We start from the raw sequence: 22672 nt of genomic DNA on the forward strand, positions 1-22672 counted from the left end.
CCAGGCCGCCCTGGGGCAGCGCGAGCACATCGCGGTGTACGGCGACGACTACCCGACCCCGGACGGCACCTGCATCCGCGACTACATCCACGTGGCGGACCTGGCCGAGGCGCACCTGCTGGCCCTGGACGCGGCCCGGCCGGGCGAGCACCTGATCTGCAACCTGGGCAACGGCAGCGGCTTCTCGGTGCGCGAGGTGATCGAGTCGGTCCGGCGCGTCACCGGCCGCGAGATCCCGGTGCGGACCGTCGGCCGCCGTGCGGGCGACCCGGCGGTCCTGGTGGCCTCCGCCGAGCGCGCCCACCAGGCGCTGGGCTGGACCCCGCGCCGCCCGAACCTGGACGACATCGTCGCCGACGCCTGGAAGTTCACCCTGGAGAAGAACGGCCTCTAGGCCCGGACGGCTCCGCGGAGCGCCGCCCCCGCCCGGCAGGGCCGGGGCGGCGCTCCCGCGTCCGGGGCACGCGGCCGCGCGAGGTCACCCGCGGGGCGCCGGGTAGGCGCGCAGGAAGGCCCGGACGCCCGCGACGACGATCTCCTCGGTCTCCGCCCGGGCGAGCGGGTAGGCGCCGAAGTACGAGCGCTGGGCGACCTCGGTCGTGGTCAGCAGCACGAAGTGGGCGGCCGCCCGCCCCGGGTCGGGCGCCTCCAGCCACCCCTGCCCGGCCAGTTCGCCGAACCGCTGCCCGAGCGCGGCGAGCACCCGGCGCGGCCCGGCCTCCTGCCAGGCGTCCAGGGCGGACTTGGGCAGGTGCCGGGCCTCGGCGTTGATCTGGCGGACCAGTCCGAAGTGGTCCGCGAACTCGGTCAGCGGGGTCAGCCAGGCCAGGGCGAAGGCGGTGAGGTCCGCCTCCAGGTCGGTGACCTTCCCGAGCCGGCGGTCGATGATGTCCAGCTGGGCTTCGCCGACCTGCGCCGAGCTCTCCCGGACGACGGTCCGGAAGAGCAGCTCCTTGCCCGCGAAGTGGTTGTAGATGGTCCGGGTGGACACCCCGGCCTCCGCCGCGATGGCGTCGATGCTGGCACGGGTGTAGCCGTCCCGCCCGAAGACCGTGCGGGCGGCCCGCATGATGGCCTGGCGCTTCTCGGCGAGGCCCCGCCGGGGGCGGTCCGGGGTTTCCTGCGGGCTGGTCATGGGGCCTCCCTCGAAAGCGGGGTACAGCGACCGTTGTACTAGTTGCCATACACGTTGTACTTTACCTGACGTGCCGTCCGATCCGGCGGTGACGAACAGCAGCGCATCCCTGGAGGCACGCATGTCCGAGACCCCGTTCCGCCTGGCCGTCATCATCGCCAGCACCCGGCAGGGCCGCTTCGCGCCCACCGTCGCCAACTGGTTCGTCCGCACCGCGGAGCAGCGCACGGACCTCGACATCGACGTCATCGACCTGGCCGAGCACCCGTTGGCCCACGTGGGCGAGGAGCCCACCGCCGAGCAGGCCGAGCGGCACGCCGCGCTCTCGCCCCGGCTGGCCGCCGCCGACGCCTTCGTGGTGATCACCCCCGAGTACAACCACAGCTTCCCGGCGGCCCTCAAGAACGCCATAGACCTGCACGGCGCCGAGTGGCGGGCCAAGCCCGTCGGCTTCGTCTCCTACGGCGGTCTCGGCGGCGGCCTGCGCGCCGTGGAGCAGCTCCGGCTGGTCTTCGCCGAACTGCACGCCACCACCGTCCGCGACACCGTCAGCTTCCACAGCGTCTGGAGCCTCTTCGGCGAGGACGGCGAGCCGGTCGACGCGACCATCCAGAACGGCGCCGCCAAGGGCATGCTCGACCAGCTCACCTGGTGGGCGCACGCGCTGCGGGACGCCCGCACCGCCCGCCCGTACGGTGTCTGAGCCACACCCGGGCGCCGTGCCGGCGGACCCCGCCGTCACGGGCGGCAACTAACGCCAACTACGCACCTCCTGACGAAACTTCACCAAACCCCCACCGGGCCGACCCCCACCCCCGTACGCTGATTTCGGTACCGGTGGGGGTCGGCGCCTTCGGTCCTCCCGGCAATCCGGGGGGTGGGCGGCGGACGAGTGCCCAGGCCAGGGCGGCGGAACCGGGCACTCCGCCCGGGGCCCGGCCCGGTCTGAGCAGGGGGGAGTGACGATGGGGCGGATCCGCGTCCTGGTGGTCGACGACCACCGGATCTTCGCCGAGGCACTGGCCGCGGCGCTCGCCGCCGAGTCCGACGTGGAGGTCGGCGCCGCCGGCAGCACCGCCGCCGCCGAGCGCGCGCTGGAACGCGCCGCCGTCGAGGGCCGCGCCTTCGACGTCATCCTGATCGACGCCGACCTCGGCGCCGAGTCCGCCGCCGCGGCCCGCAGAACGGCACGGCCCGCCGCGGACCCGCTGGACGCCGCCCGCCGCCGCCCCCCGGCCATCGTGCCCGCACCCCGCCGCCCGGCCCCCGCCCCCGCAGGGGCCCCGCCCGCAGCCGTGCACCCGGCCGCGCCGCCGCACCCGGCGACCCCGCAGTACGGCGCCGCCCCGGCCCCCGACGGCATCACTCTCCTCGCCCGCATCCGCCGCAACCACCCCGGGCTGCGGGCGGTCGTCCTGGCCACCGCCGACGACCCGCACCGCGCCGCCCGCGCGCTGCACGCCGGCGCCACCGGCTGGGTGGCCAAGGAGAGTTCGCTGGCCCGCCTGCTGTCCGTGATCCGCGGGGTCCTGCGCGACGAGACACACCTGCCGCCCGCACTGCTCACCGGCGTCATCCGGGAACTCACCACCGCCCGGCGGGACCGCACCGAGAGCGAGCGCCTCGTCGACACGCTCACCCCCCGGGAGAAGCAGATCCTGCGCTGCATGGTCGCCGGCCTCGGCCGGCAGGCCGTCGCCGAACGGCTCTACCTCTCCCCGCACACCGTGCGCACCCACATGCAGAACGTCCTCGGCAAACTCGGGGTGCACTCCACCCTGGCCGCCGTCGCGGTCGCGCGGCGGGCCGGCATCAGCCCGTCCGAACCGGCCGCGCCCACAGCCACGCCGTCCGCCGCCACCACCACAGCTCCCGGCGCCGGCTGATCCGCCCGTAACACCCAGGTGCCGGCTCAGGCCGGTCAGGTCGGGGATATCCGGAGGACAGATGTCGCCGCACAGCACTTCCGCACGCCCGCACACAGCCCAGAACAGCCCGGGAACGGGCCGGAGCGCACCGCCGACGGGCCTGCGCACCCTGGTCGTCGGCGCCGGCGCGGCCGGCACCGCCCTGGTCCGCGACCTCGGCCGGACACCCGACTTCGGCCTCGCACCGGTCGGCCTGCTCGACGACGACCCGGCCAAGGCCGGCCGGTCCGTCGACGCCGTCCCCGTCCTCGGCACCCTCGCCGAACTCACCGAACTCGCCGTCCGGCACCGAGCCCAGGTGGTCGCACTGGCCATCCCCGGCCTCGCCCCGCAGCGCGTCCGCGCCCTGGCCACCGGCGCCGCCGCGGCCGGCGCCGCCGTCCGCTACCTGCCGTCGTTCCTGGCCGCGCTGCGCCGCGAGGTGGTCGGCTCGGACATGCGCAGCCTCGACGTCAACCGGCTGATCGGCCGGCACGAGGTGCACGTGGTCTCGGCCGACGTCCGGGACGTGATCGAGGGCCGGCGCGTCCTGGTGACCGGCGCCGGCGGCTCGATCGGCAGCGAACTCTGCCGCCAGGTCCACGCGTTCAACCCCGGCGCGCTCTACATGCTGGACCACGACGAGTGGACGGCGGAGTCCGAGCCCGCCCCGGTGCCCGCGCTCAGCGCCCCCTACCCGGACGGCTTCTAGCGCGCGGCCGCCGCAGGGCCACAGGGCTCCGTGCCCGGCCCCGGGGCGTGGTTCAGCCCGGGATGTTGTCGAAGGGGGCGACCAGCTGCCGCAGCAGCCCGGCGAGCTCACCCTGCTGCGCACCGGTGAGCTGGGCGAGCAGCTCGCGCTCGTGCGCGAGCAGTCCGGCGAGTGCCTGGTCGGCGCGGTCGCGGCCGTCCTCGGTGAGCCGGACCAGTACGCCGCGCCGGTCGTCCGGATCGGGCAGGCGCTTCACCAGGCCCTTGCCGGTGAGGCGGTCGATCCGGTTGGTCATGGTGCCGGAGGTGACCAGCGTCTGGGTCAGCAGCTGACCGGGGGAGAGCTGGTACGGGGAGCCGGCCCGTCGCAGAGCCGTCAGCACGTCGAACTCCCAGGGCTCCAGACCGTGCTCGGCGAAGGCCGTCCGGCGGGCGCGGTCGAGGTGCCGGGCGAGCCGGCTGACCCGGCTGAGCACCTCAAGCGGTTCCACGTCGAGGTCGGGGCGCTCTCGGCGCCATGCTGCGACCAGGCGGTCGACCTCGTCCTCCATGACGATCAGTGTATCGGGGGATGTGTCGATGTGAAGTCTCTTGACGTCGAGAAATGTAACGTGGAAGCTGCGTCTAGATATCTTGATGTCGAGATACTTGTGAGGCCCACCATGACCACCCCCGTCTGGGACCCGGAACAGTACCTGCGCTTCGCCGACGAACGGACCCGCCCGCTCCGCGACCTGCTCGCCCGCGTCCCCGCCGTCCCGCACGAACCCGCCGCCACCGTCCTCGACATCGGCTGCGGCCCCGGCAACTCCACCGCCGTCCTGCGCGAGCGCTGGCCCGGCGCCCGGATCACCGGCATCGACAACTCCGCCGAGATGCTCGCCACCGCCCGCACCACCGGCGAGCCCACCGCCGGCTACCTGCTCGCCGACGCGGGCACGTACGACCCGGCCGACGCCAAGCCCGACCTCATCGTCTCGAACGCCACTCTGCAGTGGATCGACGGCCACATCGGACTGCTGCCGCGCTGGGCCGCCGCCCTGGAACCCGGCGGCGTGATCGCCTTCCAGGTGCCCGGCAACTTCGGCTCGCCCAGCCACACCGCGCTCGCCGAACTGCGCCGCAGCCCCCGCTGGCGCAGGGCCGTCGGCGAGGACACCGCCCGGGCCGGCGTCCACGAGCCCGGCGAGTACCTCCAGGCCCTCGCCGACGCCGGCTGCACCGCCGACGTCTGGGAGACCACCTACAGCACCCTGCTCACCGGACCCGACCCCGTCCTGGAATGGGTCAAGGGCACCGCACTGCGGCCCGTCCTCACCCGGCTCACCGACCCCGCCGACCGCGACGCCTTCCTCGCCGAGTACGGCGCCCTGCTCCGCGAGGCCTACCCGGCCGGGCCGCACGGCACCGTCTTCCCGTTCCGCCGGATCTTCGCCGTCGCGGTCAGGAAGGGGTAGGCCCGGCAGGGGAGCCCCCGGGCCGGGCCCGACGGGAAGGCCCGGGGCCTACGCCTTCCGCTCGCCGACCAGCTTCGGGTGCCGCTCCATCCCCTCCAGGCCGTGCCAGGCCAGATTGACCAGATGGGCGGCCACCTCGGCCTTCTGCGGCTTGCGCACCTCCAGCCACCACTGGCCGGTGAGCGCCACCATCCCGACCAGCATCTGCGAGTACATCGGGGCCAGCCGCGCGTCGAAGCCCCGCGCCTTGAACTCCAGGCCCAGGATGTCCTCGACCTGCGTCGCGATGTCGCTGATCAGCGAGGCGAAGGTACCCGTCGACTGGGCGACCGGCGAATCCCGGACCAGGATCTTGAAGCCGTCCGTCGACGTGTCGATGTAGTCCATCAACGCGAACGCCGCCTGCTCCAGCAGCTCCCGCGAGTGCCCGCCGGTCAGCGCCCCCGTCACCATGTCCAGCAGTAGCTGCATCTCGCGGTCCACCACCACCGCGTACAGCCCCTCCTTGCCCCCGAAGTGCTCGTACACCACCGGCTTGGAGACGCCCGCCCGCTCGGCGATCTCCTCCACCGACGTGCCGTCGTAGCCGCGCTCGGCGAACACCGACCGGCCGATCTCCAGCAGCTGCTCCCGCCGCTGCTTCCCGGTCATCCGCACCCGGCCGCCCCGCCGGCGCCCCGCCGGCGCAGCCCCGTCCACCGGGGCAGCGGCACGCGGACGGGCCTGCGCCGCACCGGACGCGGCCTCCGTCCGCGTGCTCTCGTGGCCGCCTGTGCTGTCTGCGCTGCTCCCGTTCACCCCTACATCATGCTGCAGGCGCGCCCTCATGCGGCGCGGCGGGCGGCGATCCGCTGTGCGTCCGGCCAGCGGACGTCCCGGGCCCAGCCGGCCAGCTCGAACCAGCGGATCAGCCGGGCCGAGGAGTCCACCTGCCCGCGCAGCACGCCGTGCCGGGCCGAGGTCGGGTCCGCGTGGTGCAGGTTGTGCCAGGACTCGCCGCAGGAGAGCACCGCCAGCCACCACACGTTGCCGGAGCGGTCCCGGGAGCGGAACGGGTGCGCGCCCACCGCGTGGCAGATCGAGTTGATCGACCAGGTGACGTGGTGCAGCAGCGCCACCCGGACCAGCGAGCCCCAGAAGAACGCGGAGAGCGCGCCCTGCCAGGAGAGCGTGACCAGCCCGCCGACCAGCGGCGGCACCAGCATCGAGAGCGTCGTCCAGAGCCAGAACAGCCGGGAGACCGCCCTTATGGCCGGGTCGCGCACCAGGTCCGGCGCGTACTTCAGCTGGGGGGTCTGCTCCTCGTCGAAGAGCCAGCCCATGTGCGCCCACCAGAGGCCCTTGAGCAGGGCGGGGACCGTCTCGCCGTAGCGCCAGGGCGAGTGCGGGTCGCCGTCCTTGTCGCTGTACCGGTGGTGCTTGCGGTGGTCGGCCACCCAGCGCACCAGCGGGCCCTCGATCGCTAGCGACCCGGCGATCGCGAGGGCGACCCGAAGGGTCCGGTTGGCCTTGAAGGCGCCATGGGTGAAGTAGCGGTGGTAGCCGACGGTGATCCCGTGGCAGGTGAGGAAGTACATGGCGCTGGCGATCGCGACGTCCGTCCAGCCCAGCCCCCACCCCCAGGCCACCGGTACGGCGGCCAGCAGCGCGGCGAACGGTACGGCGATGAACAACCCGAGCGCGACCCGCTCGGCGAGCCCCTGCTTCTCCCCGCCACGTGTGGCGGACAGTCGCGTCGGGGCGGGATCGATGGAGTGCGCGGTATCGGCGTGCGCCTCGCCGGCCTGGATGGTCATGGGCGTCCCTTGGGGGAGGGGGCGGAGGCTACGTTGGCGTAACCTACGGCATCGTAGGTTGTGCCCGGTTGCGGGGGGAATACGCCGACGGGGACGAGTAGGTGCATTTCACCCGACTGGGGGGACGGAGCTCCGGGAGGCCCGCGCGGGCGTGGCCGGTCGCGCAATGGTGGTGGAGGTCCGAGGCCGCAACCCGTAGTCTGTGTCGGAGCGCCTCGGGCGCTGCGAGTTGATGATCGATCCGCCGTGGTGTAATGGCAGCACAGGGCCCTTTGGAGGCCTTTGTCTGGGTTCGAATCCTAGCGGCGGAGCAACGGGCGCCCGTTTTTCGGGCCTTTCACCCCACCGCCGGTATTGTCGGGCCTGCTCGGCAGACTGTGCGAAGGCGACCGGCCTGGGTCCTGGCCGGGCTGCACTGCCCTCTCTGTGAACCGACTGAGGAGCCTCCACCAGTGAGTGCCAATTCGCCTGCCGCCGTTGTCGTGCTTGCCGCCGGTGGCGGGACCAGGATGAAGTCGAACAACCTGCCCAAGGTGCTGCACGAGGTGTGCGGACGGTCGCTGGTGGGCCACGCGGTGGCGGCGGCCGAGGAGTTGACGCCGCAGCACCTGGTCGTGGTGGTCGGGCACATGCGCGAGAAGGTGCAGGAGCACTTGGCGGCGCACCACCCGGCGGCGCGCGCCGTGGTGCAGGAGGAGCAGAAGGGCACCGGGCACGCCGTGCGGACGGCGCTGGAGGCGCTGGCGGCGGACGGTGTGGAGCTGGACGGCACGGTGATCGTCACCACCGGGGACGCGCCGCTGCTGACCGGGTCGACGCTGGCGGCGCTCGCCGGGGCCCATGCCGACCAGGGCAACGGTGTCACGGTGCTGACGGCCGTGGTGCCGGACCCGTTCGGTTACGGGCGGATCCTGCGGGACGGTGCGGACGGCGCGGTCGCGGCGATCGTCGAGGAGAAGGACGCCTCGGACGCCCAGCGGGCGATCGCCGAGATCAACTCCGGGGTCTTCGCCTTCGACGCCAAGCTGCTGGCTGAGGCGCTGTCCCGGGTGACCACCGACAACGTGCAGGGCGAGGAGTACCTCACCGACACCCTGGAGATCCTGCGGACGGCCGGCCACCGGGTCGGCGCGGTGGTGGCCGTGGACTACCGGGACATCCTGGGCATCAACGACCGGGTGCAGCTGGCGCAGGCCCGGCGGCTGCTGAACGACCGCCTGCTGGAGCGGGCGATGCGCGCGGGCGTCACCGTGGTGGACCCGGCGACCACCTGGATCGACGTCCAGGTGTCGTACGAGCCCGACGCGGTGGTGCTGCCGGGCACGCAGCTGCAGGGCCTCACCCACCTCGGCGAGGGCTGCGAGGTCGGCCCGAACTCGACGCTGAAGGACACCCGGATCGGTGCCGGCGCCCGTGTGAGCAACACCACGGCGGACCGCGCCGAGGTGGGCGACTTCGCGAGTGCGGGCCCGTACGCGTACCTGCGGCCGGGGGCGAAGCTGGCCCGCAAGGCGAAGGTCGGCACGTACGTCGAGGTGAAGAACTCGGAGCTGGGCGAGGGCGCCAAGGTGCCGCACCTCTCCTACATCGGGGACGCCACCATCGGTGAGGGCAGCAACATCGGTGCCGCGTCCGTCACGGTGAACTACGACGGGGTGAACAAGCACCGCACGGTGATCGGGGCGCACTGCCGTACCGGGTCCGACAACATGTTCATCGCCCCGGTCACCGTCGGTGATGGCGCCTACACCGCGGCCGGCTCGGTGATCGCCACCGACGTGCCGCCCGGTGCGCTGGGCGTGGCCCGGGCGCAGCAGCGCAACATCGAGGGCTGGGTGGAGCGCAAGCGCTCCGGGACCGCATCGGCGCAGGCTGCGGCCGCGGCGTCGGAAGGGGCTGCGGAGGCCTGACGGGGCCGGGCGGGAGTCCGAGGGGCGGTACCGGGGCGGACGGTTTCTGCGCGGGCGCGTAACCTTGGGGACATACGTGCGCCATTGGGCTTACCGCCCGTGTCCAGGCGTACCGACATTCCCCCGACCCCTATCGCCAGCGGGCTCGTGCCTGCCTGCGGTGCGGACGGGTTCAGCGTCAGCAACGCGAGGAGACGGTGCAGTGAGCGGGATCACGACGTCGGGTGAGAAGAAACTGAAGCTCTTCTCCGGCCGTGCCCATCCTGAGCTGGCGAGGGAGGTGGCTGCGGCGCTGGGGACCGAGCTGGTCCCGACCAAGGCCCTGGACTTCGCCAATGGTGAGATCTACGTCCGCTTCCTGGAGTCGGCGCGCGGCGCGGACTGCTTCGTGATGCAGAGCCACACGGCTCCCATCAACCAGTGGATCATGGAGCAGCTGATCATGATCGATGCTCTGAAGCGGGCTTCCGCCCGGAGCATCACCGCGATCCTGCCGTTCTACGGTTATGCGCGGCAGGACAAGAAGCACCTGGGCCGGGAGCCGATCTCCGCCCGTCTGATCGCGGACCTGCTGCGTCAGGCGGGCGCCGACCGCCTGATGGCGGTGGACCTGCACACCGCGCAGATCCAGGGCTTCTTCGACGGTCCGGTCGACCACCTGTTCGCGCTGCCGCTGCTGGCGGACTACCTGGGCGAGAAGGTCGACCGTGACCGGCTGACCATCGTCTCCCCGGACGCCGGCCGGGTGAAGGTCGCCGACCAGTGGTCGGACCGTCTGGGCGCGCCGCTGGCGATCATCCACAAGCGCCGCGACATGACGCAGGCCAACACCATCCTCTCCGCCGAGGTGGTCGGTGACGTCAAGGACCGGGTCTGCGTGCTGGTCGACGACATGATCGACACCGCGGGCACCATCTGCGCCGCGGCCGACGCGCTGTTCGAGAACGGTGCGGCGGACGTGATCGTGGCCGCGACCCACGGTGTGCTGTCGGGTCCGGCGGCCGACCGTCTGAAGAACTCCCGGGTCAGCGAGTTCGTGTTCACCAACACGCTGCCGACCCCGGCAGAGCTCCAGCTCGACAAGATCACGACGCTGTCGATCGCCCCGTCGATCGCGGCTGCGATCCGCGAGGTGTTCGAGGACGGTTCGGTCACCAGCCTCTTCGAGGGCGTGCACTGACGAAGTCCCGCGCAGGCGGCCCCGGTCCGGAACGGGCCGGGGCCGCCGCCGATTTCGCGGGAGGCCGCCGGTGCGGTTAGACTCGTGAAACTGCTCGGCGAGGGATGCCGTGTGCCTGCTCGACGGGTGCCCGCTCCGTGATCGACGCGCTGCCGTTGCCGGAACCCCGGCTGTCGGCAGAGGTCGTACGCCGCCGAGTGACCCCCGAACGTACTGAGGGTGTGGTCCCGGCGGTTTTTCGCGTTGCCTGCACCCCCGTGCCATCTTCACGAGGAGTGCAGTCGTGTCCGAGATCCGCCTTGCCGCTGAGAGCCGTACCGAGTTCGGCAAGGGTGCCGCCCGTCGCGCCCGCCGTGCCGGCTTCGTCCCCGGTGTCGTCTACGGCCACGGCCACGCCCCGGTTCACTTGAACCTGCCCGGCCACGACCTGATGATGGCCCTCAAGACCCCGAACGCCCTGCTGGTCGTCCCGATCGAGGGCAAGGACGAGTACGTCCTGCCGAAGGCCGTCCAGCGTGAGGCCATCAAGCGCACCATCGAGCACGTCGACCTGCTCCTCGTGAAGCGCGGCGAGAAGGTCACCGTCGAGATCCCGGTGCACACCGAGGGCGAGCTGGCCCCCGGCGGCAACCTGCTGGAGCACGTGCTCAACGCCCTGCCGATCGAGGCCGAGGCCACCCACCTGCCCGAGTCCGTGACCGTCTCGGTCGAGGGCCTGGAGGCCGGTGCCTCGATCACCGCCGGTGACATCGAGCTGCCCAAGGGCACCTCGCTGGCCGTCGACGCCGACGCCGTCGTGCTGCAGGTCATCGGCGCCCAGGCCGCCCCGGCCGAGGAGGAGGCCGCCGAGGCCGAGGCCGGCGCCGAGGCCTGAGCCCCGCGTACAGCCTGACCGCTGCCCCGGCCGCTCCCGTACTGGGAGCGGCCGGGGCAGCGGCATGTCCGGGATGATGACGACGAGGGTCGAGTACCAGGAGCGCGGGATGAGTGAGCGGAGCGAGGCGGGAGCATGAGCGAGGACGTGTACGAGGGCCCCTGGCTGGTGGTGGGCCTGGGCAACCCGGGCGAGCAGTACGCCCGGAACCGGCACAACATCGGGTTCATGGTGGTGGACCTGCTGGCCCAGCGGATGGGGGTGAAGTTCAAGGCGCACAAGAGCCGGGCCCAGACCGCCGAGGGCCGGCTGGCGGGGCGCCGGGTGGTGCTGGCCAAGCCGATGTCGTTCATGAACCTCTCCGGCGGCCCGGTGACGGCGCTGCGGGACTTCTACAAGGTGCCGGCCTCGGCGGTGGTGGCGGTCCACGACGAGCTGGACATCGACTACGCGGCGCTGCGGCTGAAGCTGGGCGGCGGGGACAACGGCCACAACGGGCTGAAGTCGATCACCAAGTCGCTGGGCCCGGACTACCACCGGGTGCGCTGCGGGATCGGCCGCCCGCCGGGCCGGATGGAGGTCGCGGACTTCGTCCTGAAGGACTTCTCCGGCGCCGAGCGCAAGGAGCTGGACTGGTTCGTGGACCGGTCGGCGGACGCGGTCGAGGCGCTGCTGACGGAGGGCCTGGAGCGGGCGCAGGGGACGTACAACTCCTGAGCCGGTGACTGGCCGTCAGGTGCCGGGCGGGTGTACGCAACAGTCGTACAACGCTTGGCCGTCCAAACCTGAATAGGTGTGAGAACCGTGTGCGGGATCCGATAGCGTCGGGCGAGTACGCGAACGGGTTCTGGGGAGTTCTCGATGCGGAGTTTTCGGCCGGTCCGGCGTCTTCGTCGGGTCCGGGTGGTCCGGCTGCGGCAGCTCGGACGACGGGTGGGTACGGCCGGTGCGCTGGGAGCGGCCGGGGTGCTGCTCACCGGTGGCGTGGCGCACGCCGACGCGGTGGCGGAGCCCGATCCGGGTGTGGTGTCCTCGGATCCGGCGTCGGCGCAGTTCGGCCCGGTGCTGGGCGGCTCGGTCGGCGGTGACGCGGGCCTGCTGGCCGTCGGCGGCGGTCTGGTCGTGGCGGCGGGCGGCGCGGCCCTGTGGGTGAAGCGCCGGCGCGCGGGCGACCTGGGGGAGTGACGAGGCCGCAGGGGCCGGGTCCGGGGTACCGGGCGCCGGCCCCTGCGGCGTTCTCCGGTGCCGGTTCTCCGCCCGGGAACGGGGGTCCTGCGCCCGGGAACGGGAAAGGGCCCCGCGGTGCGGGGCCCTTCCTGTGCGGTGGCCGGGATCAGCCGGTGTTGCGCAGGCCGGCCGCGATGCCGTTGACGGTCAGCAGCAGCGCGCGGGCGCGCAGCGGGTCCTCGTGGCGGCCGGAGGCGGCCTCCTCGCGCTGGCGGCGCAGCAGTGCCACCTGGAGGTAGGAGATCGGGTCGAGGTAGGCGTCGCGGACGGTGAAGGTCTGCTTGAGCACCGGGTTGTGCTCCAGCAGCTCGCTCTCGCCGGTGAGCCGGAGCACCTCGCGCAGGGTGCGGTCGTGCTCGGCGGTGATCTGGTCGAAGATGTGGTGCAGTTCGGCCGGCACCAGCTGCTCGACGTAGTGGCGGGCGATCCGCAGGTCGGTCTTGGCCAGCGTCATGGCGACGTTGGACAGGAAGTTCTGGAAGAAGTGCCAGGAGCCGTGCATCTCGTCGAGCACGTCGCCGAGGCCGGCCTCGCGGGCGGCGGCGAGGCCGGAGCCGACGCCGTACCAGCCGGGGACGATCTGGCGGGACTGGGTCCAACCGAAGACCCACGGGATGGCCCGCAGGCCGTCCAGGCCGGCGCCGGAGTCGGGGCGGCGGGACGGGCGGGAGCCCAGGTGCAGCGAGGCGAGCTGGTCGACCGGGGTGGCGGCGAAGAAGTACTTCGGCAGGTCCTCCTGCTCGACGAGGGCCCGGTAGGAGGTGTGGGCGGCCTCGGAGACCTGGTCCATGGCGGCGTCCCAGCGGGCCAGCTCCTCGGGGGCCTGGCGCGGGGCGGTGTGCAGCGCGGAGGCGGAGAGGGTGGCCGAGAGGGTCAGTTCGAGGTTCTCCCGGGCCAGCGAGGGCAGCAGGTACTTGTCGGAGATGACCTCGCCCTGCTCGGTGACCTTGATCTCGCCCTCCAGGGTGCCCCAGGGCTGGGCCAGGATGGCCTCGTGGGAGGGGCCGCCGCCGCGGCCGACGGTGCCGCCGCGGCCGTGGAAGAGGCGCAGCCGGATGCCGTAGCGGTGGGCGACGTCGCGCAGTCGGCGCTGGGCGCGGTGGATCTCCCACTGGGAGGTGGTGATGCCGCCGAACTTGGAGGAGTCGGAGTAGCCGAGCATGACCTCCTGGACGTCCCCGCGCAGCGACACGAGCAGCCGGTAGGAGGGGTCGGAGAGCATCTCGTCCAGGATCCGGTCGGCCTCCTGGAGCTCGTCGGTGGTCTCCAGCAGCGGCACGATGCCGATCTTGGCGATCCCGGCGTGCAGGTCGATCAGGCCGGCCTCGCGGGCGAGGACGGTGGCGGCGAAGACGTCGTCGGCGCCCTGGCACATCGAGATGATGTAGCTCTCGACGATCTCGTCGCCGAAGCGCTCGAAGCCCTCGCGGATGGTGTTGAAGACGCCGAGGGTCTTGGTGCCGGCGGCGTCCAGCGGGGCCGGGGTGGGGGCGAGCGGCCGGCGTGAGCGGAGTTCCTTGGCGAGCAGCTTCTGCCGGTACTCGCGGGGCATGTCGGCGTAGCGCCAGGCCTCCTCGCCGAGCCGGTCGAAGAGCTGGCCGAGCGCGTGGTGGTGGGCCTCGGCGTGCTCGCGGACGTCCATGGTGGCGAGCTGGAGGCCGAACGCCTCGATGGTGCGGATGGCGCGGGCGAGCCGGCCGTCGGCGATCAGGCCGCCGCGGTGGGCGCGCAGGGAGTCCTGGATGAGGCGCAGGTCGGCGATCAGCTCGCGGGTGCCGAGGTAGTCGCGGCCGGCGGTGTGCGGGGTGCCGTGGGCGAGCCGCTCGCGGGTGTTCTCCAGCTTGAGGCGGACGCAGGTGGCCTTGAGGCGGTAGGGCTCCTCGGCGTTCATCCGCTTGTAGCGCGGGCTGAGTTCGGGGAGCAGGTGCAGGTCGGTGTTGAGCGAGGCGAGCAGCTCGACCGAGGCGCCGGCCAGCCGCTCGGAGGTGGAGAGGGAGCTGCGCAGGTCGTCGACGGCGGCGAGGGCGTCCTTGATGCCGTACTCGTGCTGGAGGTTGAGGACGTCCCAGGTGACCTGCGGGGTGACGTTGGGGTTGCCGTCGCGGTCGCCGCCGATCCAGGTGCCGAAGGTGAGCGGGCGGACGCCGTCGGGCAGGGTGAGGCCGACCCGGGCGAGCTCCTCGTGGAGCTCCTCCAGGGCCTCGGGGACGGCCTCGCGGTACAGCTCGTCCAGGTAGTAGACGGCGTTGCGGGCCTCGTCGGTGGGCTCCGGGCGGGCGATCCGCAGTTCGTCGGTCTGCCAGAGCAGGTCGATGACCTCGGCGAGGCGGCGGTCGGCCTGGCGCTTGGCGGAGGTGGTCCGGGCGGGGTCGGCCGCGGCGAGGCCGGAGGCGAGCTGCTCGCGGTGGATCCGGTCGAGGAGCTCGCCGATGCGGCGGAGCTTGTTGAGGACGCTGCGGCGGGCGGCCTCGGTGGGGTGGGCCGTGAAGACCGGGCGGACGGCCAGGTGGGCGAGGGTGTCCGCGAGGTGCTTGGGGTCCGCGTCGGCCAGCTGGTCGGCGGTCTGCGCGAGCAGGGAGCCCTCGCGGGCCCGGCGGGTGGCGAACTCGCGTCCGCGGTGCACCTGTTCGGTGACGTTGGCGAGGTGGAAGTAGGTCGAGAAGGCGCGGACGAGCTTGGCGGCGGTCTCCAGGTCGATGTCGGAGAGCAGCTCGGCGGTGGCCTCGCCGTCGGTGCGGCTGAGCAGGCGGACCTGTTCGACCAGGCCGAGCAGCTGGGGGCCCTCCTGGCGGACGAGCGTCTCGCCGAGGAGGTCGCCGAGGCGGCGGATGTCCGCGCGCAGGGCTGTGTTGTCAGCCTCGGCGCCGGATGCGCTGACACGGCTGGGGTTGTCCGCCGGGTTGGGGACCGGAGCGGTCACGGCTGGCTCCCTGTGGTGGTGGGGTTCGGCAACGGCTCATCGCCACAGTTCCGCGCGCGTGTGGCGCGTGTGACGCGTGCGGACCGCGCTGTCCGACGCGACCAGCATAGGTGTCGGGAGGGGTGGTGTCCGCGAGGTGGCCGGATGGCGGACAAGATCACGTTCTTGATAAGTGGTCTGGACCACTTGGCCACCCGAAAGGGTGTCGGGACGACACCGGGTGGGGAGGGGGTGAGGTTGACGCTTAGGCTGTGGGGCTATGAGCAAGTCGCCTGGGGAGCGCGCGCAGGACCGGTCGTTCTGGTGGTGGGAGCGGCGCCGCAGCGCTCTCCTGGACATCGGGCTGGCCGCGCTGGCGGCCCTGGAGTGCGCGGCCAGCGCGGTCGCCTTCCTGGCGCCCCGGGTTCACATGGGGACGTTCGCGATCGTCGGCGTCGCGCTGTTCGGTGCGATGGCCGGGGCCAGCCTGGTGCTGAGGCGGCGTTGGCCGGCGGTCCCGGTGCTGGTGGCCCTGGTGGCGATGCCCGGGATGCTCGGCGTGGTGCTGCTGGTGGTGTCGCTGTACACGCTGGCGGAGACCTGGGAGTGGCCCTCCCGGCGGCGGCGGGTGGTGGCGCTGTCGGCGCTGGCCTTCGCCGAGGCGGTCGCCGTGATGCTGGTGTCGATGCTGACGCCCTCCGACACGTCGGTCGAGCAGCCGCCGCTCTGGGGCCAGGTGCTGCTGGCGGTGCTGGTGGCCGTCGGCCTGACCGTGCCGCCGGTGGTGACCGGCCTCTACATGGGCGCGCGGCGACGGCTGATCGAGTCGCTCAAGGACCGCGCGCACGGCCTGGAGACCGAGCTGGACCTGCTGGCCGAGCAGGCCCGCGAGCGCGCCCGCCGGGCCCGCCTGGAGGAGCGGACCCGGATCGCCCGGGAGATGCACGACGTGGTGGCGCACCGGGTGTCGCTGATGGTGGTGCACGCCGGGGCGCTGGAGCGGATCGTGGCCAAGGACCCGCAGAAGGCCGCGCAGAGCGCCAAGCTGATGGGCGAGGTCGGCCGGCAGGCGCTGAACGAGCTGCGCGAGATCCTCGGGGTGCTGCGGATGTCGGACGAGGCCGCGCCGGAGCCGGACTCGCTGACCGCGCTGCCCCGGCTGGTCGACCAGTCCCGGGCGGCGGGGATGGCCGTCACCCTCACCGTCAGCGGCAGCCGCCAGGAGTTCACCACCGAGGCCGAGCAGACCGCGTACCGGGTGGTGCAGGAGGGCCTGACCAACGCGCACAAGCACGCCGGCGGCGCGGAGGTGTCCGTGCTGCTGGCGTACGCGCCGAACGGCGTGCGGGTGAGCGTGGTGAACGCCTGCCCGGACGGCGAGCGCGGCGCGGCGGCGCTGCCCAGCGGCGGCAACGGGCTGGTCGGGATGCGCGAGCGGGTGGTCGCGCTGGGCGGCACCTTCTCGGCCGGGTCCGAGCGCGACGGCGGGTTCCGGGTGGAGGCCGTGCTGCCCTCCCGGCTGGCGGTCCGGACCGACCGGCTGGCCTGAACAGCCCGTCCGGGACCGCAGCCGGCAGGGACCGTGACCGGCCGGGACCGCCGGCCGCCCGGGGCCCGGGCGGCCCGGGGTGCGCGGCGGCTACGTCTCGTCGGCGGTGCGCAGCCGTTCGGGGGCGGTGCCGAGGACCAGCGCGGTGATCGCCTGGTCGATGCCGTGGCCGAGGAACCACTCGCCGGTGTGGTCGAGGCTGAAGACCCGGCCCTCCTCGTCGACGGCGAGCAGCGCCTGCCCGTACGCCTCCTCGCCGAGCGGGGCCAGCCGGGTGTCCAGGGCGCGGCCGAGGTCGGCCAGGGTGCGCGGCTGGTGGAGCCCGCGGAGCGGGTCGACCAGGAACGGCGTGCGGGCCTGCTGCCGCCCCGGGCCGGCGAGGTCGAAGGCGAGGCCGCCGAACTCGGCCCAGGCCTCCACCGCCGCCGGGAACACCGTGTGCTGGACGCCGGCCGGGCTGCCGTACCCCACCAGGGTGTCGGCCCACTCCTCGGCCTGCCGGATCTCCCAGCGGCCGGGGTGCCAGCCGGCCGCCTTCAGCTCGGCGGCGACGTCGGCGGGGAAGCGCGGGCGGGTCCGCAGGGCGGGCCCGCCGAGCGTGGTCGGCGGGGGCTGGGGCGGGCTGGGCGGGTTCAGGACGGGCTCCGGTGGGTCGGGGGCAGGGGGCGTGCGGGGGTGCCGGGTCAGCGCGGGCCGACGGCCACGCTCTGCACGGTGAAGTGCTCCAGCAGCGGCGCGCAGGAGCGGCAGGGCGGCGCGTGGGTGCCGTGGGCCGGGTCGTGCTCCTCGCGGATCCGGACGGTGGTCAGCCGGGAGCCCTTGAGCGCCTTGCGGGCGTCCTGGACGCTCATCGGCTTGCGGGAGGCGCGCTTGGAGCGCCGGGCGTCGACCGTGGCCAGGTACTGGGAGAGCAGGACGGCCTCCGGGCAGCGGCCGGTGAACCGCTCGCGGTGCTCCAGCGGCAGCGCGTCCAGGAAGTCGGCGACCAGCGGGTGCAGCAGCGGACGCCGGGCGGGCTTGTCACCGGCCAGCGTGTGCACCTCCCCGCCCTTCAGCGACAGGGCGGCGGCGACGGCGGGCAGCAGGCTGTCGCGGTGGTGGCGCAACAGGGGCGGCCCGGCCGGTTCCCCGGTGGTCATGCGTCGTCCTCCTCCTCTTCCTCTTCCCGTTCCTCTTCCCGCCGACGGCACGGCCGGCAGGGTTGGCCCGGGGCAAGACTGTCAAATGTCACCGACATCCGCACAACCGGGGTACGAGGGTGGACGATCGGTCCCGGCGGCAGGCCGGACGCGCACGGGACGCTGGCCGGATCCGCACGCCGTCGTCACGACCCGTCCTCCGGTTTCCCCGATCCGCCCCCGGTCGTGAGTGGTGGCCGGTAGCGTTCCAGCAGTGGGCCGAGGGGTGGCCGGCCGGATGGGGGGTTTCCGGCGTGACATGACAACTCCTTTGCCTGCTCTGGCCGTTGAGACCGCCGGGGCAAGGGGGCTCCGGGGTCGAGCAAGGGGGGTCTTGCGATGACGGGGACGGAAACCGCCAACGAGGCTCCCGGTGAGCACCCGCCTGTGGCGCCGGCACGGTGTACCGGGGTCGGCCGGCCGGCCGGCAGCACCGCCGGGATCGCCGTCTACTCCTTACCACCCGCGCAAGCTGCTCACCACCGGCGAGGGCGCATGGTCACCTGCCAGGACGGCGTACTCGCCGCCCGGCTGCGGCGGCCGCGCGAGCACGGGATGAGCGTCTCGGCGGCCGACCGGCACGCCGCGGCCGGCGGCGCGAGCCTGCTGGAGACCTATGACGAGATCGGCTTCAACTACCGGATGACCGACGTCCAGGCCGCCATCGGCGTGGTGCAGCTGCGCAAGCTGCCCGCCATGGTCGCCCGGCGGCGCGAACTCGCCGAACGGTACCGGGGGCTGGTCGCCGACCCGGCCCACGGCACCACCAACTACCAGTCCTGCTGGGTGCTGCCGCCCGACGGCGCCCCCGACCGGGCCGAGCTGCTCGCCCGGCTCGCCGCAGCCGGCGTCTCCGCCCGGCGCGGCATCATGGCCGCCCACCTGGAGGCCCCGTACAAGGGGACGGCGCGGGTGCCGCTGCCCGCCACCGAACTGCTCACCCGGCGCTCGCTGATCCTGCCGCTCTACCACGCGCTGACCGAGGAGCAGCAGGACCGGGTGGCCGCCGCCCTGCGCGCCGCGCTCGGCTGACCCGCCCGCGTCCGGCTGACCCGCCCGCGCCCGGCCGGGCCGCGCGCCCACCGGACCGACCCGGGACCGCCGTACGTCCGACCCGTCCGCCGAGACGCCCCAGGGGGAGACCAGGATGACCGCCGATCAGCCGCCCGTCCCGCTCGTCGACCTGAAGGCCGCCCACGCCGAGGTGGAGGCCGAGGTCCGGGCCGGGTTCGACCGGGTGCTGGCCACCGGCGGCTACATCCGCGGCCCCGAGGCGGACGGCTTCGAGCAGGAGTACGCCGCCTTCTCCGGCGCCCGGCACTGCGTGGGCGCCGCCAACGGCACCGACGCCCTCGAACTGGCCCTGCGCGCCCTCGACCTGCCGCCCGGCGGGGGAGTGGTGCTGCCCGCCAACACCTTCGTCGCCACCGCCGAGGCCGTGGTCCGGGCCGGCCTGCGCCCGGTGCTGGTCGACGCCGACCCCGACCACCTGCTGATCGATCCGGCGCGGGTCGCCGACGCCCTGCCGGACGCGGTGGCGCTGCTGCCCGTCCACCTCAACGGGCAGCTCGCCCCGATGGCGCCGCTGCTGGAACTGGCCGGCGACCGGCCCGTGGTGGAGGACGCCGCGCAGTCCCAGGGCGCCCGGCAGCACGACCGCGCCTTCCACGGCCCGATCTCCGCCACCAGCTTCTACCCCGGCAAGAACCTCGGCGCGTACGGCGACGCGGGCGCCGTCGTCACCGACGACGACGACCTGGCCACCGCCGTCCGGCTGATCGGCGACCACGGCTCCGGCTGCAAGTACGAGCACGAGCGGTTCGGCTTCAACTCCCGGCTGGACGCCCTCCAGGCCGTCGTCCTGCGGGCCAAGCTGCGCCGGCTGCCCGCCTGGAACGACGCCCGCCGGGCCGCCGCCGGCCGCTACGACCTCCTGCTGGCCGGGCTCGACGGCGTCACCACGCCCCGGACCGCGCCCGGCAACGAGCACGTCTGGCACCTGTACGCGGTCCGGATCGGGCCCGGCCGGGACCGGGACGCCCTGCACGCGGCCGGCGTCGGCGCGGGCGTCCACTACCCCGTGCCGGTCCACCTCCAGCCCGCGTTCCGTCACCTCGGCCACGGCGAGGGGACGTTCCCGGTCGCCGAGCAGGCCGCCCGGGAGCTGCTCACCCTGCCGCTCTACCCGCAGATCACCGAGGGCCAGCAGGAGCGCGTCGCCGAGGCCCTCGCCAAGGCGCTCGTCCAGGGCCCGTCCGCGGACCCCCGCCGGCCGGGCGGTGCCGGGAGTTCGGGGACGGACCCCCGGCCCCGATCCGGCCCCGCCCCCCGGGCGGGGGTCCGTGGCCAGGGCCGACCCCCTACGCTGGTAGCCAGCAAGCGCACCGGAGTATTTTGCAGCAGCCAGTGGGGGCTCCCAGATGACGACAGGTCGGCCCGGCGTCGCCGCCGCACCGAACGCGGCGTACGCAGGTCAGGTGGTGCAGTTCCCGGACCCGGTCCGCGCGGAGCGGCACCCGGCCGGGGTCCGGGTGGACGAGTACGGCTTCCCGGACTTCGGCCCCTACGCCGCCGCGGCGGCCGAGGTCGCGGACCCGCCGGAGGGCTTCGGCGTCGACGAGCTGCGCCTGACCGACTACGTCTCGGCCAACGCCGCGCAGTTCACCCAGGGCCACCCGCTCTGGGCCGACCTGGAGACCGCCGTCGCCACACCGCCCGGCTGGACCTGGCACCACGCGGTCGGCCGGGCCGCGCCCGGCTGGCGCCGGATGGAGCTGGTCCCGGTCGAGGTCAAGGCGCTGCTGCGGCACCACGGCGGCCTGGCCACCTCCAGCGCCGACCACGGCCGCCGCGGCACCCGCCCGCTGCAGGAACGCCGCCCCGTGCACTTCTCGCTCGCCAAGGACGGCGGCGACCCGATCGGCGTCACCGAGGACCTCGTGCAGCGCGCCGAGGAGCGCCTCGGCTACCGGCTGCCCGGCGCCTACCGGACCTTCCTCAAGCTCGGCGGCGGCCGCGCCCCCGTCGGCGTGGCGCTCGACCCCGAGCTCGGGATGCTGCTCGACCAGCCGTTCCTGACCCTCAGCGAGGAGTACGGCACCGAGGACGTCGTCTACGCCAACAAGTGCCTGCGCGACCACCTCACCAAGGACTTCCTGGGCATCGCCTACGCCCAGGGCGGCATCGTGGCGCTCAAGGTGCGCGGCGAACGGACCGGCTCGGTCTGGTTCTGCCTCTACGACGACGCCCGTGACGGCGGCGCGCCCGAGGCGCCCGAGGACCGCGTCGCCCGGCTGCTGCTGCCCTGCGGCGAGGACTTCGACGCCTTCCTGCTCCGGCTGGCCGGCAGCCCGCCGGAGCTGGAGACGGTGGCGGAACTGATGGTGGACGGCGGGTTCGCCCGCGTCGTTCCGGTGGGCTGACGTGGCCCCGACGGCGGTGGTCAAGGGTGCCCGAGAAGCCGGGACGAAGCAGCAGGCGGGGATGAAGGGGACAGGAGTGAACCGGGCGTGGTGACGTATGCGCAGGCGCAGGAGCTCGCCGACGAGTGGATCAACGGCGGGGTGCCGCGTTCACAGCAGCGCGAGGTGCGGGTCCGGGAGTTCGACCTGGGCTTCGTCTGCTGGGCGGTCCAGCCCGGCGACGGCGCCCAGACCCAGGGCGAGGCGGGTGCCGACGGCGTCGGCGGTCCGGCCGCTTCCGGGGGGTCGGCCGCTTCCGGGGGTTCGGCCGGTGAGGTGCGGCTGGTGATCGCCCGGGACTCCGGTGCCAGCACGCTCTGGCCCGCGCTGCCCGTCAACGAGGTGGTCCGCCAGTACGAGGAGGTCTACGGCCGACCGGTGGCGGCCAACCCGGCCGGGGCGGCGAGGCCCGCGCCCGGGCCGGTCGAGGCGACGTCCTTCCTGCTCAGCCCGCCGCAGTGGCTCCAGGAGGCCGGCGCCGCGGCGATCGCGGCCGAGGCCGAGCGGCTGGGGACGCCGGAGCCTGCTCCCGCCCCCGCGCCGGCCGCGCCCGCCCCCGCCGTTCCCGCCCCGGCCGCGGCCTCCGAGCCCGTGCCGGCGCCCGCCGTGCTGACCACGCCGCCGGTCTCCGAGCGCCCGGCCGGGGACGCGCCGACCATGCTCGCGCCGCCGCCCGGCCACGACGAGCCGGCCTTCCCCGTCCCGTCGCCCGCGCCCGTCGCGCCGGCCGGCCCGGCCGCTCCGCCGGCGCCGGCGGCCGGCTCCCCGGGGGTCGAGGCCGCGACCGTGCTGCTGCCCGACGGGCTGCGCACCAACGGGGCCGGCCTGCCCGGTGAGCCCCGGCCCGGCGCCGAGGCGGCCACCGAACTGCTGCCCGTGAGCGGCTACGACAGGCCTCCGGCCCCGGCCGAGGGGTCTGCCGCCGAGCCCGCGCGCACCCTGCTGGCACCGCCGGAGGGCCTGCCGGGTCTGGCCGGTCTGCCGGGTGCTCCGGGTGCTCCGGGGGGCCCGGGTGCTCCGGGTACGCCGGGTGTTCCTGCCGGGCCGGGTGCGCCTGGTGCTGCCGGTCCGGGTGCGCCCGTGGAGTACGCGGCGACCATGCTGGCGCCGCCGGACGGTCTGCCGGGTCTGGCCGGCCTGCCGGGTGCGCCGGGTGGCCCGGGTGCGCCGGGTGTTCCTGCCGGGCCTGGTGCGCCGGGTACAGCCGGTCCGGGTGCGCCCGTGGAGTACGCGGCGACCATGCTGGCCTCGCCGGACGGTCTGCCGGGTCTGGCCGGCCTGCCGGGCGCTCCCGGCCCCGGCTCGCCCGCCGCCCCGCCCGCCGGTGACGCGCCGCAGGGCGCCCTCGGCCGCAGCGCGGGCGGTGCCCCGCCGCCCCCGCCCCCGGC

20 protein-coding genes, 1 tRNA gene and 2 pseudogenes are annotated in these 22672 nt (G+C 74.1%); 16 read left to right on the forward strand and 7 right to left on the reverse strand.

From position 1 onward, the window contains the following. The coding region (locus J5Y04_RS40420) for an NAD-dependent epimerase/dehydratase family protein (RefSeq protein ID WP_209417540.1) at positions 1 to 394 on the forward strand (394 nt) is incomplete at its 5' end. 84 nt (positions 395 to 478) lie between these two features. Here J5Y04_RS40420 and J5Y04_RS40425 read toward each other — a convergent pair. Further along, positions 479 to 1135, reverse strand: a complete 657-nt coding sequence (locus J5Y04_RS40425; RefSeq protein ID WP_209417541.1) for a TetR/AcrR family transcriptional regulator — start codon at positions 1133 to 1135, stop codon at positions 479 to 481. 121 nt (positions 1136 to 1256) lie between these two features. Between J5Y04_RS40425 and J5Y04_RS40430 the strand changes: the two genes are divergently transcribed. The 3 genes from J5Y04_RS40430 to J5Y04_RS40440 all read left to right on the forward strand — a co-directional run bounded on the left by J5Y04_RS40430 (position 1257) and on the right by J5Y04_RS40440 (position 3754). Further along, positions 1257 to 1838 carry an NADPH-dependent FMN reductase gene (locus J5Y04_RS40430; protein ID WP_209417542.1) on the forward strand — a complete coding sequence of 194 codons (582 nt, stop codon included), beginning with the start codon at positions 1257 to 1259 and terminating at the stop codon, positions 1836 to 1838. Positions 1839 to 2100: 262 nt separating this feature from the next. Next, entirely contained in the window at positions 2101 to 3021 is a 921-nt protein-coding gene (locus J5Y04_RS40435; protein ID WP_209417543.1) for a response regulator transcription factor, read from the forward strand. A gap of 61 nt (positions 3022 to 3082) precedes the next feature. Continuing rightward, positions 3083 to 3754, forward strand: coding sequence for a nucleoside-diphosphate sugar epimerase/dehydratase (locus J5Y04_RS40440; RefSeq protein WP_209417544.1), 672 nt, complete (start codon positions 3083 to 3085; stop codon positions 3752 to 3754). Between the two features lie 52 nt (positions 3755 to 3806). Here J5Y04_RS40440 and J5Y04_RS40445 read toward each other — a convergent pair whose 3' ends face one another. Continuing rightward, complete coding sequence (locus J5Y04_RS40445; RefSeq protein WP_209417545.1) at positions 3807 to 4304, reverse strand: MarR family winged helix-turn-helix transcriptional regulator; 498 nt, start codon at positions 4302 to 4304, stop codon at positions 3807 to 3809. 111 nt (positions 4305 to 4415) lie between these two features. Between J5Y04_RS40445 and J5Y04_RS40450 the strand changes: the two genes are divergently transcribed. After that, the gene (locus J5Y04_RS40450; RefSeq protein WP_209417546.1) at positions 4416 to 5210 is read left to right on the forward strand and encodes a methyltransferase domain-containing protein; all 795 of its coding nucleotides are present in this window, start codon (positions 4416 to 4418) and stop codon (positions 5208 to 5210) included. Between the two features lie 48 nt (positions 5211 to 5258). Here J5Y04_RS40450 and J5Y04_RS40455 read toward each other — a convergent pair whose 3' ends face one another. Both J5Y04_RS40455 and J5Y04_RS40460 read right to left on the reverse strand, forming a co-directional pair. Continuing rightward, positions 5259 to 5861 carry a TetR/AcrR family transcriptional regulator gene (locus tag J5Y04_RS40455; RefSeq protein WP_148643184.1) on the reverse strand — a complete coding sequence of 201 codons (603 nt, stop codon included), beginning with the start codon at positions 5859 to 5861 and terminating at the stop codon, positions 5259 to 5261. 173 nt (positions 5862 to 6034) lie between these two features. Continuing rightward, a complete protein-coding gene (locus J5Y04_RS40460; RefSeq protein ID WP_209417547.1) occupies positions 6035 to 7006 on the reverse strand; it encodes a fatty acid desaturase in 972 nt (323 codons plus the stop codon). A 240-nt stretch (positions 7007 to 7246) separates the two neighbouring features. Here J5Y04_RS40460 and J5Y04_RS40465 point away from each other — a divergent pair. The 6 genes from J5Y04_RS40465 (at position 7247) to J5Y04_RS40490 (ending at position 12155) form a co-directional block, all read left to right on the forward strand. Beyond that, positions 7247 to 7317 (forward strand) — tRNA-Gln (locus J5Y04_RS40465). Between the two features lie 141 nt (positions 7318 to 7458). Then, positions 7459 to 8916: a bifunctional UDP-N-acetylglucosamine diphosphorylase/glucosamine-1-phosphate N-acetyltransferase GlmU gene (gene glmU, locus J5Y04_RS40470; RefSeq protein ID WP_209417548.1), complete on the forward strand. Its 1458-nt coding sequence runs from the start codon at positions 7459 to 7461 to the stop codon at positions 8914 to 8916. Between the two features lie 202 nt (positions 8917 to 9118). After that, entirely contained in the window at positions 9119 to 10096 is a 978-nt protein-coding gene (locus tag J5Y04_RS40475) for a ribose-phosphate diphosphokinase (RefSeq protein ID WP_209417549.1), read from the forward strand. A gap of 283 nt (positions 10097 to 10379) precedes the next feature. Further along, positions 10380 to 10970, forward strand: a complete 591-nt coding sequence (locus J5Y04_RS40480) for a 50S ribosomal protein L25/general stress protein Ctc (RefSeq protein ID WP_209417550.1) — start codon at positions 10380 to 10382, stop codon at positions 10968 to 10970. A gap of 135 nt (positions 10971 to 11105) precedes the next feature. Further along, positions 11106 to 11687, forward strand: a complete 582-nt coding sequence (gene pth, locus J5Y04_RS40485) for an aminoacyl-tRNA hydrolase (RefSeq protein ID WP_209417551.1) — start codon at positions 11106 to 11108, stop codon at positions 11685 to 11687. A gap of 144 nt (positions 11688 to 11831) precedes the next feature. Further along, the gene (locus tag J5Y04_RS40490) at positions 11832 to 12155 is read left to right on the forward strand and encodes a hypothetical protein (RefSeq protein ID WP_148643178.1); all 324 of its coding nucleotides are present in this window, start codon (positions 11832 to 11834) and stop codon (positions 12153 to 12155) included. A gap of 148 nt (positions 12156 to 12303) precedes the next feature. On the opposite strand, the gene ppc is transcribed toward J5Y04_RS40490, so the two are convergent. Further along, the gene (gene ppc, locus J5Y04_RS40495; protein WP_209417552.1) at positions 12304 to 15117 is read right to left on the reverse strand and encodes a phosphoenolpyruvate carboxylase; all 2814 of its coding nucleotides are present in this window, start codon (positions 15115 to 15117) and stop codon (positions 12304 to 12306) included. A gap of 259 nt (positions 15118 to 15376) precedes the next feature. Between ppc and J5Y04_RS40500 the strand changes: the two genes are divergently transcribed. Continuing rightward, a complete protein-coding gene (locus J5Y04_RS40500) occupies positions 15377 to 16645 on the forward strand; it encodes a sensor histidine kinase (RefSeq protein ID WP_209417553.1) in 1269 nt (422 codons plus the stop codon). 90 nt (positions 16646 to 16735) lie between these two features. On the opposite strand, the gene J5Y04_RS40505 is transcribed toward J5Y04_RS40500, so the two are convergent. Together J5Y04_RS40505 and J5Y04_RS40510 are read right to left on the reverse strand one after the other, a co-directional pair. Further along, positions 16736 to 17227: an SUKH-3 domain-containing protein gene (locus J5Y04_RS40505; RefSeq protein WP_209417557.1), complete on the reverse strand. Its 492-nt coding sequence runs from the start codon at positions 17225 to 17227 to the stop codon at positions 16736 to 16738. A gap of 101 nt (positions 17228 to 17328) precedes the next feature. Beyond that, entirely contained in the window at positions 17329 to 17784 is a 456-nt protein-coding gene (locus J5Y04_RS40510) for a YwqJ-related putative deaminase (RefSeq protein ID WP_209417554.1), read from the reverse strand. A gap of 378 nt (positions 17785 to 18162) precedes the next feature. Here J5Y04_RS40510 and J5Y04_RS40515 point away from each other — a divergent pair, with 378 nt between their 5' ends. From J5Y04_RS40515 to J5Y04_RS40530, 4 genes and pseudogenes are all read left to right on the forward strand, one after another. Beyond that, positions 18163 to 18855: a DegT/DnrJ/EryC1/StrS family aminotransferase gene (locus J5Y04_RS40515; RefSeq protein WP_209417555.1), complete on the forward strand. Its 693-nt coding sequence runs from the start codon at positions 18163 to 18165 to the stop codon at positions 18853 to 18855. A gap of 115 nt (positions 18856 to 18970) precedes the next feature. Beyond that, a pseudogene (locus J5Y04_RS40520) lies at positions 18971 to 19993 on the forward strand (DegT/DnrJ/EryC1/StrS family aminotransferase); the annotation flags it as partial. A 250-nt stretch (positions 19994 to 20243) separates the two neighbouring features. Continuing rightward, positions 20244 to 21245, forward strand: a complete 1002-nt coding sequence (locus J5Y04_RS40525; RefSeq protein ID WP_209417556.1) for an SMI1/KNR4 family protein — start codon at positions 20244 to 20246, stop codon at positions 21243 to 21245. Positions 21246 to 21332: 87 nt separating this feature from the next. Beyond that, positions 21333 to 22672, forward strand: a pseudogene (locus J5Y04_RS40530) (hypothetical protein); the annotation flags it as partial.

The sequence above is a fragment of the Kitasatospora sp. RG8 genome, assembly GCF_017813315.1.
Classification (GTDB): domain Bacteria; phylum Actinomycetota; class Actinomycetes; order Streptomycetales; family Streptomycetaceae; genus Kitasatospora.